The organism is Thiovibrio sp. Mzg5 (assembly GCF_055379285.1).
In genome coordinates this window covers 1315212-1334256 of record NZ_AP022872.1, presented here as the reverse complement: position 1 = coordinate 1334256, position 19045 = coordinate 1315212, and the positions used below count along the sequence as shown (strand labels likewise).

General features: G+C 56.2%; 15 protein-coding genes. 2 read left to right on the top strand and 13 right to left on the bottom strand.

The window, feature by feature from the left end:
* From ACZ46D_RS05985 to mazG, 11 genes are all read right to left on the bottom strand, one after another.
* A complete protein-coding gene (locus tag ACZ46D_RS05985) occupies positions 1–3438 on the bottom strand; it encodes a DUF6701 domain-containing protein (protein ID WP_464929125.1) in 3438 nt (1145 codons plus the stop codon).
* Between the two features lie 1029 nt (positions 3439–4467).
* Positions 4468–5409: a tRNA dihydrouridine synthase DusB gene (gene dusB, locus ACZ46D_RS05980; protein ID WP_464929124.1), complete on the bottom strand. Its 942-nt coding sequence runs from the start codon at positions 5407–5409 to the stop codon at positions 4468–4470.
* Between the two features lie 85 nt (positions 5410–5494).
* Positions 5495–7489 (bottom strand): transketolase, encoded by a 1995-nt coding sequence (gene tkt, locus ACZ46D_RS05975; protein WP_464929123.1) that lies wholly within the window; start codon positions 7487–7489, stop codon positions 5495–5497.
* A 123-nt stretch (positions 7490–7612) separates the two neighbouring features.
* Entirely contained in the window at positions 7613–8158 is a 546-nt protein-coding gene (lptE, locus tag ACZ46D_RS05970) for an LPS assembly lipoprotein LptE (RefSeq protein WP_464929122.1), read from the bottom strand.
* Positions 8159–8286: 128 nt separating this feature from the next.
* Positions 8287–10761 (bottom strand): leucine--tRNA ligase, encoded by a 2475-nt coding sequence (gene leuS, locus ACZ46D_RS05965; protein WP_464929121.1) that lies wholly within the window; start codon positions 10759–10761, stop codon positions 8287–8289.
* A gap of 93 nt (positions 10762–10854) precedes the next feature.
* Positions 10855–12222, bottom strand: coding sequence for a replicative DNA helicase (gene dnaB / locus ACZ46D_RS05960; protein WP_464929120.1), 1368 nt, complete (start codon positions 12220–12222; stop codon positions 10855–10857).
* Between the two features lie 142 nt (positions 12223–12364).
* Complete coding sequence (gene rplI, locus ACZ46D_RS05955; protein ID WP_464929119.1) at positions 12365–12817, bottom strand: 50S ribosomal protein L9; 453 nt, start codon at positions 12815–12817, stop codon at positions 12365–12367.
* 97 nt (positions 12818–12914) lie between these two features.
* The gene (locus ACZ46D_RS05950) at positions 12915–13850 is read right to left on the bottom strand and encodes a DUF2232 domain-containing protein (RefSeq protein WP_464929118.1); all 936 of its coding nucleotides are present in this window, start codon (positions 13848–13850) and stop codon (positions 12915–12917) included.
* A gap of 63 nt (positions 13851–13913) precedes the next feature.
* Positions 13914–14156 (bottom strand): 30S ribosomal protein S18, encoded by a 243-nt coding sequence (gene rpsR, locus ACZ46D_RS05945; RefSeq protein WP_464929117.1) that lies wholly within the window; start codon positions 14154–14156, stop codon positions 13914–13916.
* Positions 14157–14214: 58 nt separating this feature from the next.
* On the bottom strand, positions 14215–14583 hold the full coding sequence (gene rpsF, locus ACZ46D_RS05940; RefSeq protein ID WP_464929116.1) for a 30S ribosomal protein S6: 369 nt from the start codon (positions 14581–14583) through the stop codon (positions 14215–14217).
* Positions 14584–14701: 118 nt separating this feature from the next.
* The gene (mazG, locus tag ACZ46D_RS05935) at positions 14702–15511 is read right to left on the bottom strand and encodes a nucleoside triphosphate pyrophosphohydrolase (protein WP_464929115.1); all 810 of its coding nucleotides are present in this window, start codon (positions 15509–15511) and stop codon (positions 14702–14704) included.
* Positions 15512–16014: 503 nt separating this feature from the next.
* Between mazG and ACZ46D_RS05930 the strand changes: the two genes are divergently transcribed.
* On the top strand, positions 16015–16443 hold the full coding sequence (locus tag ACZ46D_RS05930) for an AP2 domain-containing protein (RefSeq protein ID WP_464929114.1): 429 nt from the start codon (positions 16015–16017) through the stop codon (positions 16441–16443).
* A 90-nt stretch (positions 16444–16533) separates the two neighbouring features.
* Here ACZ46D_RS05930 and ACZ46D_RS05925 read toward each other — a convergent pair whose 3' ends face one another.
* Positions 16534–17199: an HAD family hydrolase gene (locus ACZ46D_RS05925; RefSeq protein WP_464929113.1), complete on the bottom strand. Its 666-nt coding sequence runs from the start codon at positions 17197–17199 to the stop codon at positions 16534–16536.
* Between the two features lie 23 nt (positions 17200–17222).
* Positions 17223–17684 (bottom strand): response regulator transcription factor, encoded by a 462-nt coding sequence (locus ACZ46D_RS05920; protein WP_464929112.1) that lies wholly within the window; start codon positions 17682–17684, stop codon positions 17223–17225.
* A 366-nt stretch (positions 17685–18050) separates the two neighbouring features.
* Between ACZ46D_RS05920 and ACZ46D_RS05915 the strand changes: the two genes are divergently transcribed.
* Positions 18051–18980, top strand: a complete 930-nt coding sequence (locus ACZ46D_RS05915) for a manganese-dependent inorganic pyrophosphatase (protein WP_464929111.1) — start codon at positions 18051–18053, stop codon at positions 18978–18980.
* Positions 18981–19045 lie beyond the last annotated feature (65 nt).

Sequence of the window (19045 nt, the reverse complement as noted above, 5' to 3'; positions counted from 1 at the left end):
TCAGCGAATGATCTCCCGCCAGTTGATGATCCGGTCATTGCCACGATAGATGCCGAAATTGACTCGGCCTGTGGGGTCATCATTGTAGTCGATGGCGCCGACCCATTCATATCGTAGCCAGGGCAGGGACGTGCCGATTAGCGCCGTCACGTCCACACTGCCGAGGTATTTGTAGTCCCAGCCGCTTGGCTTGGTCAAGTACAGACTGCCTTTGCCCATATTTGTAGTCAGCGTGGAAAGGCTGACATTGATATGGTTACTATTCATCTCGGCGGAGGTCAGTTGTTGCTGGTAATTGCCAAAGCTGAAGTTGGCGGCGGTCAAGGTGGTGCAGTTATCTTCTGCATTGGTGACCCACTGGGCGGTATTGTCGAGGTACTGTGTCTGAAACGGCAGTTTATGGTCATCCGTTTCCGGGCCATAGGCGTTTTGTAGAACGAGACGGCCAAAGCGGAGCGGAGTCGTGGCGGCATGCACAGCAATAGCCGAAGCCGTAGTTATTCCGTCCGTGTCGGTCGGCTTGGTGCTGATCGTGATATCAGCCGGGGCAACGGGCGTGGCAGGACGGCTTGCTATGTGTTTGGCTGTTACCGAGGCCACGCCATTGTTCCAGCTTCCTGTTGGCGTTGTGGCACTTGCCAAGAGAGTTGAACTTGGGCTGGAAGGCAGTCCCGTTGCCGTGAAGGCGTAGTTGTTCCAAGTGGACAGGTTCAGCTTGGCGAAAGCCCCTGTGTAGTTTTGGGTCGTCGCGTTTGCCTGATTTTGTGCGGTCAGGGTAAAAGCGGTGGAAAAGCCGTCCTGGCCCAAATAGGTAAAATTGCCTGAACAGCCTTCTGTGACGCTCCCCGACGTGATGGCAAAATGATCGGGAATGAAGCGGCCTACCGTGCCGCTTGCGGTTCCAGTTATGTCGCCTGCGCCGAGATAATCGCGGTCCCCTATAATCGACGCGATGGTGATGATGCCGACTTCATTCCAGGCAAGGTCCGTTATTGTTGTCGCGCCGTTAGTGAAATTTAATGAGCCGCCTGGCACCACGCATTCGGTAGTCGAGCCCTTGCAGCTCAAGGTGCTATTGGCCCCACCAACGGGAGCGAAAAGAGCCGCGGTCAATCTTACCCCTTCCGGGTTGGTTTCCTTGGAGAAGTTGGGTGTGGTTTGAAGCTTGGCGTTCTGTGCCGTCACTGTTGCCGTGAACGCCTCTCCTGTCTTTACGAATTTATTGCCGCTTGCATCGGTTGCGGCGGGATTGACCAGTTGTGGCGCTGCCGTCTGTTTGATGTTGGACAGCGCGAAGAGAGCAGGCTTGGCCACAAAGGGATCATTGCCGAGAAGCACCACCCCGGCGTCCGGTGGGGTATTGGTGCCGGCACCCTCGTAAAGGGCATTGAGCTGGATTTTGCCTGCGTCCGGATAACAAAGACTGAAGGTGGCTTTGGGAGAGGAACCCGTACCGAAAGTCAGGCTAAGTGTTGTTGCCCCCGTATAGGTAGTGCCTAGTGCGGAGTATCCTGTTACGCAATCGGCATTTCCGGTTCCTGTGACTACCGAGCCTTGCTTTGTGCCGGTACTTGGGTTGAGATAGGTCGACCAGAATTTTACGTTGCGAGTCTTGCTGGCCAATTGTGCGGTGCAGTCGGTTATGGTTACCAGTTGTCTGGTTGCCGAGGTGTGGTCCGGAACATCGAACGAGAGACTGGTTGAAGCGAAATTTAGGGTGCAATCATTGGTTCCGGTTGTGGTGTTGTAGCAGGTTGTGACATTCGTCGCGGTCGGGGAAGTTGCCGTTCCGCCTAAGGTCACAGACCCAGATGCGGACAAGGTCATCGTGATCTGACCTCCGGAGATGGAGAACGAACTGGAGGGGGTCCATGTGCCGATATTGGGCAAAGTTCCGGTCACTGTGCCAAGGTAGAGGACAGAGCAGGATGCATCTGCACAGGCCTGCAGGGTTATGGTCTCCGGGACACAGGTGTTGGCGCTGCCGTCGTGCAGGATGCGGATATGGTCCAGGGTGGGCAGGGGCTGGGGCTGGGTCGAGCATACTCGCAGATTGTCGACTTCATGGATATTGGTTGAGTCCCCGGTGGAGCCGGTGAAGGAAAGATACCAGTTGGCTGGCACCGCTGCCTGCCCGGCCGTCGCCTTGGCGTCGAAGGGAGAAACAAGGGTGGCGAAGCCGGTTCCTGTGTCGCGCTCCACCGAGGTATAGGCGTTGATGCCGTTGGTGTGGTCGATGGTTATGCGGTAACGGTGGGGCGGGTTAGCTGTGCCGTTGTTGTCGATGCCCGGAGCAAGGGTGGCAGTCCCTGCGAGATAGGCATAGCCGGTGTAGAGGGAGCCGGAGCCCCTGATGGCCGCCGAGTCAAGCTGACGCCCGGGGCCGCCGGTGCGGCCTTCGGTGGGATTTGAGAAGTTGCCGTATTCGTCCAGGGCCACCCCCAGCCAGCCTCCGGCAAAACCCGCATGGGTGGTATCCCCGCCTGCGCTGGTCTGTTTTGGCGCGTAGCCCAACGAACCGCCAAAAGCGCCGGGCACGGGCGCGATCGAGGCATCGGACAGGACAACGCACATGCCGTCCGCGCCGGAGCCGTTGTAGGCAAAATGGTCGAATTCCACCACGATTTTATTGCCGGCTGCCGGAAAAAGCTGCTGTAAAACGGCCATGGTGGATGCGCCAGTGGAAGCATTGGTGAGCCGCAGGCGGTGGCTGGAGATCGTGGGGTTACCAAAGGTTCCGCTTTCGTGGGCCACCACCCAGTTTCCAGCAGGGGCGCCATCAGCGCGATTGAAATCATCGGTGAAGCAGTAGGGCTTGTTTACGGTGTAGACTTGGCCGGTGAAGTTGCCGTTCCCGCTGCCGCTGCCGCCTAGTGGATTGCTCGCCATGTCGATAATCGAATCGTTGTCCACCAGATTGAGTCCAAGGGTGCCGTTGCCGTTGTCGCTGCCGGTGGAAGCGACAACCGTCCAGATGGTGCCGCTGCCTGTCACCGAGGTAATAGTGGCACCGCTTACTCCACCGGTCTGGGCTACAGCGAAGTCGGTGGCGTCGACCCCGGTGACATTTTTGCTGAAGGTCACGGTCCAGGAAACGCTGGGCAGGGCCGTCGGGTTCGGGTTAACCAAGATGATGGAAGAGACTGTCGGCACGATTTTGTCGATGGTGTAGACTTGCCCGGTGAACGGGAGGTTGGTCACCGAGGGGATAACACCAGTGGTATTGGACATGTTTAGTCCCAAAGTGCCGTTGCCGCTGCCGGTGGAGGCGGTAACCGTCCATGTGGTGCCGCTGCCGCTCACCCCGGTAATGGTCGGCGTACCGCCCAGCCCGGAATTAACGAGCGTGAAGTTGTTGCTGCTTACCCCTGAGACACTTTTGCTGAAGGTCACGGTCCAGGAAACGCTGGGCAGGGCTGTCGGGTTCGGGTTAACCAAGATGATCGAAGTTACTGTGGGACAAGTTGAAGTTGTGAAAGTGAGATCGCTTCCATTGGTCGTGTCAGCGCTGTTCACGCCCTTGGCGCGAAAGTGGTAGAGGGTGTTGCAGGTCAGACCAGTTACGGCGGCAGAAACGGCGCTACCACTTGCACCTGCAGCTAGAGGGCTTTGCGTTGCGGTAACCGTGTTGCCATAGCCGGTGGTCAGGCCATAATCAAAGGTAACCGTGGTGCTCGCGCCGTTGCTGCTAACCGTGCCATTTAACGTTGCCCCAGTGGTCGTCAAGGCGGAAGCGGCAACGGTGGCAACGGTGGGTGGTGCGATGACGATTATACCGTTGCTCAGCGTGTACGTGTTGCTGCTGTTTCCAGAGCAGTCATTGTTGGTATAGGCACGGACACCAACATCATAGGTTCCGACAGTAGCGGGGGCCGTAATGTCGAAAGTCTCGATGTATAATCCGTTACCGTTGTGATCTGGAGTATTTCTACAGGTTGTGATTTGAGCGTTGGTTGTAGTGTCTGTCGTCCTGATCCGGGTAGATCCCCAGTTCGAATTCGACGTGTTGGTCTCCGAGGCAACCACAGAAATGGTCGCTCCGGATAAAACGGTAACGCTCGCAACGCTATTCAGTGTCACGGAATTAACCGTAAGGGTGGCGCTGGCATTCCCGACAACAACCAGGGTTCCAAGGACGAGACACACAAGCCAGACAAAAGCAGTGGAAACCGCATGCAAGTAGGAGGGGACAGGCCACGTTTTTTTCATATCAAACATTCTAGCCACGGGAATACCAGTTCGGCACGGTTGGTTGTCGGTTCCGTTACGCTTGAAATATTCTGGGGGACAGAATACCGATTGCCTGGATTTTATAATTTTTTCTACGGGTCATTCCCGCTGCAAATCCCGAGGGGATTTTTTGCGAGTCAAAGGCCTGAAGCTTGAGTGCGGCCTCTTTCTTGGCCATCCCTGGAGGAGAGAAAGACAGATACCATGAAAACAGTCTAATGGCAGGGAAATACAGTGTCAAGGAAGGACTCGGGCAAAAGAGTCAATGAGTTCCCGCAGGCCAGCATAGGATGTCTGGTTGAATATCTGCCGTCTGATTTCCGCCCCGCCCACCACCCCTTTGAAATACCGGCCCGCGTGGTTTTTGAGCTGGGAAGGCGGGGTGTCGGGTTGGTACTCTGCGATGAGGGCCAGGTGGCGGTTCAGGGCTGCGAGCCGGAAGCTGAGGGATGGGTTTTCTGGCGCATCGGCGGAGAAGATCCAGGGCGCGCCCAGGGCACCCCGGCCGATCATCACCCCGTCGCAGCCGGTTTCCGCCAGCATCCGTAACCCGTCGGCATGGGATTGAACGTCGCCGTTGCCGATCACCGGGATGGAAACCGCCTGTTTCACCTGGCTGATGATCCGCCAGTCGGCGGTGCCGGAAAAGCCGTCGCTCCAGGTCCGGGCGTGGACCGTGATTGCGGCGGCCCCGTTGTCCTCGGCCATTCTGGCGAAGTCGCAGGCAATGATGGCCTTGTGGTCCCAGCCGGAGCGGAATTTGACCGTCACCGGCAGAGAAGAATCTTGCACTACAGCCCGAATGATCTTCGCAGCCAGGGCGGGGAGTTTCATGAGGTAACAGCCCGCCCCCTTTTTGATGACCTTTTTGGCCGGACAGCCCATGTTGATATCGATGCAATCAATGGGGTAATCCGAAAGAATGGCCGCGGCCTCGCCCATGATCTCCGGCTCGCTGCCAAAAAGCTGCATGGCCACGGGGCGTTCAGCCGGTACGGTTCTAAGCAAGTCCAGGGTGTTCTGCTGCCGGTAATGGAGGCCGTGGCAGCTGATCATCTCCGAAAAGCAGAGAGCGGCGCCGAACTCCCGGCACTGCAGACGGAAGGCGAGGTCGCTGTAACCGGCTAGTGGCGCGAGGATGAATGGATTGTCAATGCGGAGGGTGCCGATGGCAAACATGGAGAAAGGCTCAAAGTGAAAGGAACAAGATTACAGGGCAGGATTTTTCCTGGTGCCTGTAACCTTGCTCCTGGCGTAAGACCGCTTATAAAATTTCTTCGACGGCCTTGACCACATTCTCGGTGGTAAAACCGAAGTAGGGGAACAGTTGCTCCGCCGGGGCGGATTCGCCAAAGCGGTCGATGCCGATGACCCGGCCCTTGATGCCGACATAACGGTACCAACCGCCGGTGACTCCGGCCTCGATGGCGACCCTGGCCTGGACTGCATCCGGGAGCACGGACTGTTGGTATTCCTTGCCCTGGCTCTCGAAGCAATCGGTGCTGGGCATGGAGACCACGCGGATCTTCTTGCCCTTGGCCGTCAGCTCCTTGGCTGCTGCCACCGCAAGCTCGACCTCGGAACCGGTGGCGATGAGGATGGCATCCGGCGTACCGCAGCCGCAATCGAGCAGGACATAGCCGCCCTTGGCGATGTTGGCCAGCTGTTCGGCGGTGCGGGGTTGGTGCGGTAGGTTCTGCCGGGAAAGCAGCAGGCAGGTGGGGCCGGTGGCGCGCTCAATGGCAACCTTCCAGGCCATTGCCGTTTCCACCGCGTCGCAGGGGCGCCAGACGCCCATGTTCGGGATCATCCTGAGCGTTGCTGCCTGTTCGATGGGCTGGTGGGTGGGGCCGTCCTCGCCCAGGCCGATGGAGTCGTGGGTGAAGACGTATATGGAGCGCTGCTTCATGAGTGCTGCCATGCGCAGGGCGTTGCGGGCGTATTCGGAAAAGATCAGAAAGGTGGCGGTGTAGGGGATAAAGCCGGCGTGCAGGGAGATGCCGTTGGCAATGGCACACATGCCGAACTCGCGGACCCCGTAATAGATGTAGTTGCCGCCTGCCTCCGTGTTGATGCCCTTGCTGCCGGACCAGATGGTCAGGTTGCTGCCGGCCAGATCCGCCGAGCCGCCGAGGAATTCCGGCAGCAGCGGGCCGTAGCCGTTGAGGCAGTTTTGGGAGGCCTTGCGGGTGGCGACCTTCTCTGCCTTGGCGTTGACTGCGTCGATGTAGGCCCCGGTCTTTGTCTGCCAGTCCGTCGGGAGGGTGCCGGAAAGTCTGCGCTCAAGCTCTACGGCAAGCTCCGGGTGCGCGGTTTTATAGGCACCAAACCGGGTGTTCCATTCGGCTTCCCTGGCGGCGCCCTTGTCTTTGGCGTTCCAGCCGGCATAAATCTCGGCCGGGATTTCAAAGGCGGGATGGGGCCAGCCGATGGTCTGGCGAACCAGGGCGATCTCGGCATCACCCAGGGGGGCGCCGTGGCAATCTTCCTTGCCCTGCTTGTTGGGGGAGCCCCAGCCGATCACGGTCTTGCAGCAGATGAGCGTGGGCTTGTCCGTTACACTCTTTGCCTCGGCAATGGCTTTTTTTACCGCCTCGCCGTCATGGCCGTCCACGCCCTCAATGACGTGCCAGCCGTAGGCGCGAAAGCGCATGGGGGTGTTGTCGGTGAACCAGCCCTGCACCTCACCGTCGATGGAGATGCCGTTGTCATCATACAGGGCGGTGAGCTTGCCCAACCCCAGGGTGCCGGCCAGGGAGCAGGCTTCGTGGGAAATCCCCTCCATCATGCAGCCGTCGCCCAGGAACACATAGGTGTGATGATCGATAACCGCGTGGCCCGGCCGGTTGAACTGGCCGGCCAGGGTTTTTTCGGCAATGGCCATGCCCACCGCGTTGGCAATGCCCTGACCCAGGGGGCCGGTGGTGGTTTCGATGCCGGGGGCGTAGCCGTATTCCGGGTGGCCGGGGGTTTTGCTGTGCAGCTGGCGGAAGTTTTTGATCTCCGCCATGGGCAGGTCGTAGCCGCTGAGGTGGAGCAGGGAATAGAGCAGCATGGAGCCGTGGCCGTTACTGAGGACAAAACGGTCGCGGTTGGCCCATTTGGGGTTGGCTGGATTATGCTGGAGAAAGTCGTTCCAGAGGACTTCGGCAATGTCTGCCATGCCCATGGGCGCGCCGGGATGGCCTGATTTGGCTTTCTGGATGGCATCCATGCTCAGGGCGCGGATGGCATTGGCAAGTTCTCTGCGTGATGGCATGGGACCTCCAGTTTCTGGTTCTGTGGTGATGGGATTGCCGGAGCAAATTTGGTTATAAAATTTTTCTATATACCGTTGCTTGCGGGATATTGCGAATCATAATTTGTTGATAGCGCATGGCTATCAATTCCCCCGGCCCTTGTTTTTTTCATAACGGGAGATGGCACTGTAGAGGCGGATGTATATCTGCTCGGCCAGATTGTCCACTATGGTTTCCAGGGCCTGTTTCTTGTGGGTATCGGTCTGGAGGGAATAGGATTCCGTGAGGGCGAAGCCCTTGGCTTCCCAAGCTGCCTTGCCGGTGCGGGTGTCGGTGACGGTGTAGTCAACATTCAGGGTGGCAATGAGCGCCTGGGCCCGGTCTTTGGCGTCATAGGCCCGGCCGGTATAACTCACCGCGTTGATCCTGCCGTTGAGGACATAGTCGGCTTCTCCGGAGCTGTCCACCAGGGTGAACTGTTTGCTCTGGCCGAGCCAGTCCAGCAGGGCATTGCGGATGTCGGAGGCGAGCCGGATTTCATTGGTCGGGTTGGGCCAGATGGGAACGTGGAGCTTGAGGACTTTGCCCTGCTTGTCCGGCGGCAGCATGTTGGGGTTGTGGTAGCCGCATCCGGCGGTAATCAGCAGGAGAAGGAGCAGGCTCAGGGTTTTCAGGGTAAGGATTTTCATGGTCTGGTCCCGTAAGTGTCTGGCGTCAGGCTAAAAAAGGAACGGGTATTTAGGCTGAAGGCTGACGACTGAAGTTTATATACTAAAAAAAACCTTCAATCTTCGGTCTATCCGCCTGGGTAGTTACCCTAAATCACAATGTTGATCAGTTTATTCGGCACGACAATCACCTTACGCACCGGTTGGCCTTCCAGAAATTTTTGCACCTTTTCATCGGCCAGGGCCATCTTTTCAAGGTCACCGTCGCTGGTGCCCAGAGCAACCTGGAGCTGGCTGCGGACCTTGCCCTTTACCTGGATTACGATGGTGATCGCCTCCTCCCGGACCGCTTCGTCATCGTACTCTGGCCAGAGCACTTCGGCAAGGGGGGTAGGGTGTTTTGTCAGCTCCCAGAGCTCGGCGCACAGATGCGGGACCATGGGGGAGAGCAGGGCAAGCATCGCCTCAATGGCCTCGCGGATCACGGCGGGATCAGGGCTTTCGCCGGACTCATCGGCGGCCAGACTGTACAGGGTGTTGGTCAGCTCCATCACCGAGCTGATGGCGGTGTTGAAATGGAACTTCGCCTCGATATCGGCTCCGAATTTGCGGATGGTCTGATGGGTTTTCCGGTGCAGGGCGGTACTTGCCGCATTCATTTCTTGCGGCAGCGAAGAGGCGGGTTTGGTAAAGACGGCGAGGTTTTCGTCCACTAGGCGGAAGACCCGGTTCAAGAAGCGGTAGGCCCCTTCCACCCCCTGATCGCTCCATTCCAGATCCCGTTCCGGCGGGGCGGCAAAGAGGCTGAAAAGGCGGACCGTGTCGGCCCCGTATTTTTCCACCAGCTCATTGGGATCCACCACGTTGCCCTTGGACTTGGACATCTTGGTGCCGTCCTTGATGACCATGCCCTGGGTGAGCAGGTTGGTGAACGGCTCGTCGATGGACAGGTAGCCGAGATCGCGCAGGACCTTGGTGAAAAAACGGGAATAGAGCAGGTGGAGGATGGCGTGTTCCACCCCGCCGATGTACTGATCCACCGGCAGCCAGTAATCGGCCTTGGCTTTGTCCAGGACCCCGTCGGTGAACCGGGGGCTGACGTAGCGGGCAAAATACCAGGAGGACTCGACAAAGGTATCCATGGTGTCGGTTTCGCGCCGGGCCGGGCCGTGGCAGACAGGGCAGGTGGTCTGGTAGAAGCTTTCCAGGGTGTGCAGCGGCGATTTGCCGGATTTGTCGAACTGCACATCGGTGGGCAGGCTGACGGGCAGATCCTTTTCCGGCACCGGCACCACCCCGCACTTGGCGCAGTGGAGCATGGGAATGGGGGCGCCCCAGTAGCGCTGGCGGGAGATGCCCCAGTCGCGCAAGCGGAAGGTGGTGCGCTGGCAGCCGAAGCCTTTTTTCGCGGCCGCCGCGGTGATGGCGGTCTTGGCCTTTTCCGAAGAGAGACCGGTGAATTCCCCAGAGGCTACCAGGGTGCCGAGCCCTTCGTGGGCCTCGGTCATGGTGGCTGGGTCTAACGGCTCGCCTTCGGGCTGAATGACGACCTTGATCTCGATCCCGTATTTTCTGGCGAATTCAAAGTCGCGCTGGTCGTGGGCAGGGACCGCCATCACTGCGCCGGTCCCGTATTCCATGAGCACAAAATTGGCCACATACACCGGCAAACGCTCGCCGGTAAAGGGGTTGAGGCAATAGCCTCCGGTGAAAACCCCTTCTTTTTCCAGCTCGTCTTCCGGTTTCTGCCGTTGCTTCTCGATCTTGATTCTGGCAACGAACTCCTTGACCGCGGTTTCCTGGGGGGTGCCAGCGCTCAACGCAAGGGCCAGTGGGTGTTCCGGGGCGATGGACATGAAGGTCGCGCCAAAGATGGTATCCGGTCTGGTGGTGAAGATGGTAAGCGTTTTGCCGGAATTTTCGAGGGGGAAGTTCACCTCGGCGCCCACGCTCTTGCCGATCCAGTTGCGTTGCATGGTGAGCACCTTCTCCGGCCAGCCCGTAAGCGTGTCGCAACCGGCAAGCAGCTCCTCGGCGTAGTCGGTGATCTTGAAGAACCAACTGTTCATTTCCCGGGGGAGCACGGCATTGTCGCAACGCCAGCAGGCGCCGTCGATGACCTGTTCGTTGGCCAGCACCGTCTGGCAGGTTTCGCACCAGTTGACCGTGGTCACCTTTTGGTAGACCAACCCCTTTTCGTACATCTTAATAAAAAGCAGCTGCTCCCAGCGGTAGTACTTATCGTTGCAGGTGGCGAGTTCGCGGCCCCAGTCGTAGCTGAACCCCATGCGCTGCAACTGTTGCTTCATGTAGTCGATGTTTTCGTAGGTCCATTTGGCCGGATGGGTGTCGTGCTTGATCGCTGCATTTTCCGCGGGCAGGCCGAAGGCGTCCCAGCCCATGGGGTGAAGGACGTTGAAGCCCTTCATCCGCTTGTAGCGGGCCACCACGTCGCCGATGGTGTAGTTGCGGACATGGCCCATGTGGATGCGGCCGGAAGGGTAGGGGAACATCTCCAGCAGATAGTATTTGGGCCGGGAGGGATCTTCTTTTGCGGTGTAGGTGGAGTTTGCAAGCCAGTGGCTGCGCCATTTTTCTTCGATGGCCTTAAAATCGTATTTCATCGTTGCTGATCCGGTTTTTTCAGTGCTGAGCACGGGCACTGTGCCAGGAGTTGTCTCCTCGGCGAGCAGTCTTCAGTTCTCAGCCCTGTTCAGTTATTCGGTTGACGGGAAATTATGCTGGGCAAGATTTTCAAAGGAGGTGAAGCGGTCAAGAAAAGCCAGCTCCACGGTGCCGGTAGGGCCATTACGTTGCTTGCCGATAATGACTTCGGCAATGCCCTTTCTCGGGTTGTCTTCCGCTTTGTTATAGACCTCATCTCGATAGATGAAGATGATCAGGTCGGCATCCTGCTCGATGGCACCCGACTCACGCAGGTCGGAAAGCTGTGGCCTTTTGTTGGGGCGGCTTTCCAGGCTGCGGTTTAGCTGGGAAAGAGCCATAACCGGGATGCTGAGCTCCTTGGCCATGGCCTTGAGCGAGCGGGAGATGTCACTGATTTCTTGTTCGCGGGACTGGGAGTTTGATTTGCCCCGCATCAACTGGAGGTAATCCACCACCACCATGCCGATGTTGTGTTCGGTTTTTAGACGCCGGCATTTGGCCCGCATCTCCAGCACCGTGATGGCCGGGGTGTCATCGATGTAGATGGGGGCTTCCGAAAGCATGCCCACCGCCCGGGTAAGCTTGGGCCAATCCTGCTCCTTGAGAAAACCGGTCCGCAGGCGCTGGGCGTCAACCCGGCTGATGGAACAGAGCATACGCATGCCCAGCTGTTCCTTGGACATTTCCAGGCTGAACACCGCCACCGGCACCTTGTGGAGCAGGGCGGCGTTTTGGACCATGTTGACGGCCAGGGCGGTTTTGCCCATACTGGGACGGCCAGCCAGGATGATGAGGTCCGAGCGTTGCAACCCTGCGGTCATCTTGTCGAAATCGTGATATTCGGTGGGAACGCCGGTGATGTGTTCCTTGCGTTCGTAGAGCTGCTCGATGTATTTGAAGGTGCTGGAAATGACACTCTTGAGCGAGTGGTAGGACTGGCCGCTCTTGGCCCGAGAGATCTCAAAGACGGTCGTTTCCACGTCGTCGAGGAGACCGTCGATATCATCCTGTTCCTCGTAGCAACGACCGGCGATCTCGGTGCCGGTTTGGATCAACTTGCGGAGGATGGCTTTTTCCCGCACTATTCTGGCGTAGTAGGCAATGTTTGCGGCAACCGGCACGATGTCGGTGAGGGTGGCGAGGTAGGTGGGGCCGCCGATCGCCTCAAAGCGGTTGTTGTCTTTCAGCAGGTTGGAAATGGTGATGAGGTCAAGGGGTTCGCCACGGTCAAACAGGGTGATCATGGCGGAAAAGATGTGTTTATGCGCGTCGCGGTAAAAGTCTTCTTCGGTGAGAATCTCCGCCGCCCTGGGCATGGCTCCCTGTTGCAGCATGACGGAGCCGAGAACGCATTGCTCGGCCTCAAGATTCTGCGGGGGCAGGCGGTGGGTGGTGGAAGGGTTTGGTCCGGATTCCATGGATTACCGTTGGCTGTAATGAAAGGGGGCAGGTTTCTGCCCCCACTCGGTTATCCTGCGTTATTCCAAGGTCACAGCAAAGGGCGGATTCTGCGGCCAAGGGACCGGTTCCAGGTCCGCCTTTTGCTGGTGGACTTTAGAATTATTCCGCGGCCAGAGGAACGATTTCCACCGTGATTTCCGCAGAAATCTGATAGCCGATTTTCACCGGCACCATGGTGACGCCCAGGGTCTTGATGGGTTCGTCAAGAACGATTTTTTTCTTGTCGATTTCAATGCCCAGTTCGGCCAGTTTCTCCGCAATGTCCGCGGAGGTGACAGAACCATAGAGCTTGTTGTCATCCCCGGAACGATGGGCAATGACCACCGTGGCTCCGGCCACCTTTTTGGCCAAGGCCTCTGCCCCGTCACGCTGGCTTTTCTTTCTTGCCACAATGGCGGCTTTTTCCCTTTCCAGGGTAGTAAGGTTTGCCTTGGTGGCAGACACGGCAAGACGGCGGGGGATCAGGAAGTTACGACCGTAGCCGTCCTTGACCTTAACAACATCGCCTTCCTCGCCAAGAGTGTCAATGGTTTCTTTTAAAATGAGTTCCATGTTGTACCTCCGGTTGAATCCTGTTTTGCCGGGATTCATTATTGCTGAAAAATGAAGACCTTGAAAAGGTCCCCAGTTTCATGTGTGTTTCTTTAAATTAAGACACCGAGGTGTCATCCACATCTTTTTTAAGCCGTTTCTTCCTGAAATCAACCCAGACATCAGCCAGGCCAAGTAAAGCGACAAAGCCGATGCCGTAAATCTGCAAGAACAGAAGGCTGTACGTTATCATCCTGATCGCCAAGGGCAGCGACCATTTGTGCATCATGCTCGAGACAACCGCCAACCCCTGCGAGAGATACAGAACCAAAAGCACCAGGCCCGCATTCAAGCCCAGGGTGTGGAACCTTTCCTCGGGGACCAGAAGTGCGATGCCTGCCAGGATCACCGGCCAAACCAGCAATTCCGGGAGCCGCCAGTTTTTTAAATCTTCCCTCCCTGTTCGGGAGGGGTCCCTCTTCTTCAGCAACCACTGGCCGGCCACAATGTTCAGCCAGACGGTGCAGATGATCGAGGTGAGGAGCAAAGCCGGGAAAAGCCGGGCCACCTGTTCCCGAAGCTGGGTGACGAAGGCTTTGATCTCTTCAAGATCTTCAGCCGGGAAACGCCCTGAATCCCGATACAGGTTAACAGTTGCCTCAAAACCCTTGTCCAGACTCTGCCGCAGCTCGAGATACGGATTGCTTTGGGTGGCCATGCCGACCAGCCAACCCGTGACGAGCCAGACAAGGACGAGATAGCCAACGCTTTGTATCCCGGCTCGCAGGGCCGACTCATTTCCCCTGTCTGCCCTGGCAAGGATAAAGCCAATGGGCAGGAGGGTCAGTGAGAAAAGCAGGCCCGGCAGGGTTCCGGTCCAGAAGGTCGTGCCGCCTGTAATGGCAAGGGCCAAGGCAACAATGATTGTCCCTTGTTTCTGACCGTAAACGCCCAGGAAGTAGTAGACGGGCAGGGGCATCAGGCAATGGAGCCACTCAAGGCCGACAAAAACTGCCGGCATCGTGAAAACGAGGGCCGTAACAGCGATAGCCACGATGGTCTCTGTTTGCTTGCTTACTCCTGTGCGTAAAAACACGATTCCTGGTTGGTTCCTGTTCTACTGCTGGGTCTGGCCGGCATAAGGCAACAGGGCAATCTGGCGCGCACGCTTGATTGCCTCGGTGAGCTGCCTCTGGTGATGGGCGCAGTTGCCATAGATGCGTCGGGGTATAATCTTGCCGCGCTCCGTTACAAAATTGCGCAGGGTTTTAACATCCTTATAATCAATCATCAGGCTCTTGTCCGTGCAGAAACGACAAACCTTGCGCCGGTTGAAAATCTTCTTTTTCTTGATAACCATGGTCTTTCCTCTTTTTTGGTTCGATATATGTAATAGTTAATCGCGACAGGCGCAAAAACTATTCAGAGGCTTCTTCTTCAACCGCAGGGGTGGTTTCCGGCTCTGCAAGCCCTTCTGGCTTGGGTGCATCCGGGGTGAAGACGTCCTGGGTTTTGACGGTCATGAACTTGAGAACCCGATCATCGATGCGGATGAGCCGTTCCATTTCCTTGACGCCCTCAGGCAACCCGGCATATTCGACATAGAGAAAGTCGCCCTGGGCTTCTTTCTTGATGGGATAGGCCAACTTTTTCAGGCCCCATCGGTCGGTTCTCACGATGAGTCCGCCAAAACCTTCGATGGTTCCAGTTACCTTGTCGGAAACCGAAGAGAATTCCGTTTCTCCGGCCCCCGGCCTGACAATAACAATTGTCTCGTACCTGCGCATTGATTCCTCCTTGTGGTCATTTGGCCCTTGCTTTTTGCGTTTCATGCGAAGAGCAAGGAGGTATGTGGGAAAATAATAAAAAAACAATCGCGATTGATAGCAATTAACCTTGTGTTTGTCAATTGTTTTCTGGAGATGGTTCCGGCTCGCTTTTGGTCTGTTGCCAGATCGTCAGGAGTGCCTCGGGGGCAAGATCAACGATCTGCTTTCCTTGGCCAGCTAAATTTTTTTCAAGCATGAGAAAGCGGGTCGTGAACTTGCCCGTTGCCGCATGCAGAGCGTCTTCCCCGTCGATATCCGCCTTCCTCGCTACAACCGCGAGGGCAAAGAGAAGGTCGCCGAATTCTTCCCTGATCTGTTCGCGTGCCCCACGGGCAAAGGCATCCTGTAGTTCCTGGAATTCTTCGCTAACTTTGCTTAGGGCTCCGGAGATATCCGGCCAATCAAAGCCCTCCCTGGCCACCCGGTCTGCGACCCGTTGAGCCCTGCGCAGGGCTGGCAGGCTTTTGGGGATGGAGTCCAGAAGATGCCTGGGTTTTTCTTTCTGTTCGTTTTCCTGGTTTTTTATTGCCTGCCACTGCTGGCGCAGTTCCTGTTCCGAGTCCACGGTTTCACTGCCGAACACATGGGGGTGGCGGCGGATCATCTTGGCGGAAATGGAGTCAATGACATCGGAAAGGGTGAAGAGATTTTTTTCCTGGTAGAGGTTGTTGAGGAAAATAACCTGAAAAAGGAGATCTCCCAGTTCTTCGCAGATGTGGCTGGGGCTGTCGTCGTTGATTGCCTCGAGGAGCTCGTGGGTTTCCTCGACAAGATACTGCTTGAAGGTCTGAGGGGTTTGTTTTTGATCCCAGGGGCATCCGTCCGGGGCTCGGAGGCGGCTGATAATTTCAAGAAGGGCAAGGAATTTTTCCGCAGTGGGTGTCATGGGGGCCGACCTGTGTCAGGGTGAAGGAGATGGGTGATGACGGCAACCACTAGTGCCGCAGGCATTTTTCCGCCGAAATTCTGGACTCATGAAGGAGGGGCTGTTTTCGATTACACCGGAGTTGATCCCCACGAGGTTTTATATACCAGCTCCTTGGAAGAATGAGAAGTGTCCAGCATCATATAGAACTGTATCTGGGGTGTCGGGAAAAATGAGGTTGTGGGGAAGATTGCGACTAGGTATATATACGGATACAGGTGCAGGTTTTTGTGGAGTTGTTTTTCCGCTATCCAGGTAAAATTTGCAGATGTCTGCTACGGCTTGCAAAAAGATGCTCAATTGGATATAGATACAAATTTCATTGAGTAATCCTGTTGTTTATTCGTTCTTTTTATAGATGCATGTATGGAAAAAGGTGTTTGGCGCAGGGGGGGCCGTGTTGCCAATGGAACCGTTGGGCATGGCATTTTTATTGGTTTTGAACCTGTGCGAGGTGAGTGGTCATGGCAAAGAAGGTTATTCTTGAAAAACATAAGGATGTGGCGCGGATCGATCAGGAAGACAAGCGGACACACGGCTGGTATGTGCGCGTTCGTTTTCAGGGGACAACGCATTCCAAGTTTTTTTCCGATGGCAAATGCGGCGGCCGCTATTCAAGCCTGCTCGCAGCCCTTACCTGGCGCGATACCATGGAGAAAAAGATAGGGAAGATCCGAACCGACAAACATCTTGTCACGGTGAGCAACACCACCACCGGGGTTGTCGGTGTCCGATTTAACGAGAAGCTGAACCGGTATGAAGTGAGCTGGGTGAATCGTGTTGGCAAGCAGGGCAAGACTTCCGTTTCCGTAAATAAAAACGGGAAGGAAAAGGCGTTCCAGATTGCCTGTGAGATACGAAAGGTGAAAGAAGCGGAGCGGCTCAGCTCCTAACGAAGGGCTGGGAAAACCTGTTTTGGGCAGTCTGCGCTGTGACGGTTTGTGCCGGAGAGAATCATTGCTTCGGTCTGCTGTATTTTGTGATTACGGGGTGGGATCCAGCAAGGCGCATAGCTCAATCGGCACGGAAATCAAGGCTTGAGCGCCATTTTCTTTCAGTTCGTCCGCAGTGCGAAAACCCCAAAGCGCCCCAATGGCAAACATTTTGGCCGCTCGTGCTGTTTGCATGTCGGTATTGGTGTCGCCGAGATAGAGAAAATCCGCCGGTTCACGCTGCAGCAGGTTGGCGATGCGCAATGCCCCTGTAGGGTCAGGTTTTCTGGGAAATGGTTCCCTGGCGCCTGCAACCGCGGCAAAATCCCATTGCGGCAGAAGTGTTCGGACAACCTCCTGGGTTAAGGCGTCGGGCTTGTTCGAGAGGATTGCCATCTGTATCCCCCGGCTGGCAAGCGTATCGAGCAGCTCGGCAATGCCGGGATAGGGTCTTGTCGTGTCTGCCCAGTGCAAGGCGTATTCCTGGCGCATCTTTTGCACGCAATCCTGAATAACATTCTGTTGCTGAGCCTCTGCAGGCAGGGCGCGTTGGACCAGTTTGGTGATTCCGTCTCCGACAAAATAGCGGTAGGCCTGTGCGGGATGGGAAGGAAGTCCCTGTCGACTCAGGACCCGATTCATCGAATCCGCCAAGTCGGCAAGGCTGTCAACGAGAGTGCCGTCTAAATCAAAAAGCACACATTTTTGGCGAGTCATGGAGGCGGGCAGGGGTTTTGGGTTTATTTTGCGGAACCGGCCTTGGGGCCAGCCAATAAACTCAGAATCCGCAGGCCAACCCCGAGTCTTGCCCGGAGCAGCGAGGGTTTGGCTGGTTTGACCAGGTAGTCGTCCGCCCCGCCTTCCAGGGCAAGGACTTGTTCCTCAATGGAGCTGCGGGCGCTGAAGATGATAGTGTACACGTATGGCCCATCCGCACGCATCCGGATACGTTGGCAGACCTGCATGCCGCTGAGGCCCGGGATGTTCCAGTCCAGAATGGCAAGGGTAATGGTGGCGTCGGTTTCAAGGGCGTTCCAGGCTGTGTCGCCGTTATCCGCCTCAATCGGTTCGTAGCCCCATTTCACCAGAAAATTATTCAACCCCTTACGCACCACCGGGTTATCCTCTGCGACCAAAATTTTGTGGCGTTTTTGGGCCTTTGGGGGGGAGGGCGCTTCTTGTGTCGATTTTTTTTCCGTCATGGGGGTGTGCTCAACTGTTGACAGGGTTTGCCTTTGTAAGGGGGAATCAGCTCTCTGTTGAATTGTTGCATAAAAAGGGATTGCGTGGCAAGACAAAACCAGAGAGGGCCTGTGTTTGTTGAAATTATCAAGTAATATTATCTCGTTACATATCCCGATGGTGCGCAGAATTATTGTCTCTGTCTGTCGCGTCTTTCCTCTTGACTCTCTATTCCAATAGCACTATTCTTTGCGAGTTTTAGTTGTAACAAGAAGTTGAGCATTCCGCAGGAAGTGCGCATATTTTTTATGATTTCAGGAAGGTCTTTGTTCTGGAATCATAACAGGATGTTTTTGATTCAATAAAAATTTTTAAGGAGGATCACCATGTCTGTTTGTGTTGTTGGCCATTCAAATCCCGATACCGATTCCGTTGCCGCTGCCATTGCTTATGCACATTATCTGAAGGCAACCGGCACTGACGCCATTGCCTGCATGCAGATTGAGGCAGCCAAGCTGAACCCCGAGAGCACCGTTGTTCTCAAAAACTTTGGCCTGGCTGCGCCCCAGACCATGATGGACGCTGCCGGCAAGAAGGTTGCCCTGGTTGATTTCAGCGATATCGGTCAGGCTCCGGCAAACATCAAGGACGCCGAGGTTGTCGCCATTGTCGATCATCACAAGATCGGTGACATCACCACCAACAACCCGATCGTTTTCAATGCCCAGCCTGTTGGTTGCACCTGCACCGTGCTGTACGAGATGTTTAAGAACAACAATGTCGCTCTGCCCAAGGATATTGCCGGCGCCATGCTTTCCGCCATCCTGAGCGACACCGTAAACTTCAAGTCCCCCACCTGCACCGCTCCTGACAAGGCTGCGGTTGCTGCGCTGAAAACCATCGCCGGCATTGCCGACACCGATGCGCTTTTCATGGAGATGCTGAAGGCCAAGTCTTCCGTGGAAGGTGTTCCCATGAAGGATCTCGTTTTCCGCGACTACAAGGATTTCGACATGAACGGTAAGAAGGTGGGCATCGGCCAGATCGAACTCGCCACCCTTGAGCAGGTTGCCGGCATTCGCGCCGACCTGTACAAGGCTCTTGAGGATCTCAAGAAGGATGGCCGTCATTCCGTACTGTTCATGCTCACCGACGTTGTGAAAGAGGGTACCGACCTGCTGGTTGTTTCCGATGAGCCCGCGGTTATTGAGCAGGCTTTCGGCGGCAAGATCGCAAACAACTCCATGTGGATAGGTGGCATGATGAGCCGCAAGAAACAGACCGTTCCGCCGTTGCAGAAGGCTTTTGGCTGCTAAGGCGCTGAATATCAAAGTTGTTGTTTAAAAAAAACCCCGGACGGGATTTCCGTCCGGGGTTTTTT

Excerpts from the sequence above, each read along its gene's own strand:
- ACZ46D_RS05915 (WP_464929111.1), top strand. The coding sequence starts at position 18,051 with ATGTCTGTTTGTGTTGTTGGCCATTCAAATCCCGATACCGATTCCGTT.
- rpsF (WP_464929116.1), bottom strand. The coding sequence starts at position 14,583 with ATGCGCAGGTACGAGACAATTGTTATTGTCAGGCCGGGGGCCGGAGAA.
- lptE (WP_464929122.1), bottom strand. The coding sequence starts at position 8,158 with ATGAAAATCCTTACCCTGAAAACCCTGAGCCTGCTCCTTCTCCTGCTG.
- rpsR (WP_464929117.1), bottom strand. The coding sequence starts at position 14,156 with ATGGTTATCAAGAAAAAGAAGATTTTCAACCGGCGCAAGGTTTGTCGT.
- leuS (WP_464929121.1), bottom strand. The coding sequence starts at position 10,761 with ATGAAATACGATTTTAAGGCCATCGAAGAAAAATGGCGCAGCCACTGG.
- tkt (WP_464929123.1), bottom strand. The coding sequence starts at position 7,489 with ATGCCATCACGCAGAGAACTTGCCAATGCCATCCGCGCCCTGAGCATG.
- ACZ46D_RS05920 (WP_464929112.1), bottom strand. The coding sequence starts at position 17,684 with ATGACGGAAAAAAAATCGACACAAGAAGCGCCCTCCCCCCCAAAGGCC.
- ACZ46D_RS05930 (WP_464929114.1), top strand. The coding sequence starts at position 16,015 with ATGGCAAAGAAGGTTATTCTTGAAAAACATAAGGATGTGGCGCGGATC.
- dusB (WP_464929124.1), bottom strand. The coding sequence starts at position 5,409 with ATGTTTGCCATCGGCACCCTCCGCATTGACAATCCATTCATCCTCGCG.
- dnaB (WP_464929120.1), bottom strand. The coding sequence starts at position 12,222 with ATGGAATCCGGACCAAACCCTTCCACCACCCACCGCCTGCCCCCGCAG.
- mazG (WP_464929115.1), bottom strand. The coding sequence starts at position 15,511 with ATGACACCCACTGCGGAAAAATTCCTTGCCCTTCTTGAAATTATCAGC.
- rplI (WP_464929119.1), bottom strand. The coding sequence starts at position 12,817 with ATGGAACTCATTTTAAAAGAAACCATTGACACTCTTGGCGAGGAAGGC.
- ACZ46D_RS05925 (WP_464929113.1), bottom strand. The coding sequence starts at position 17,199 with ATGACTCGCCAAAAATGTGTGCTTTTTGATTTAGACGGCACTCTCGTT.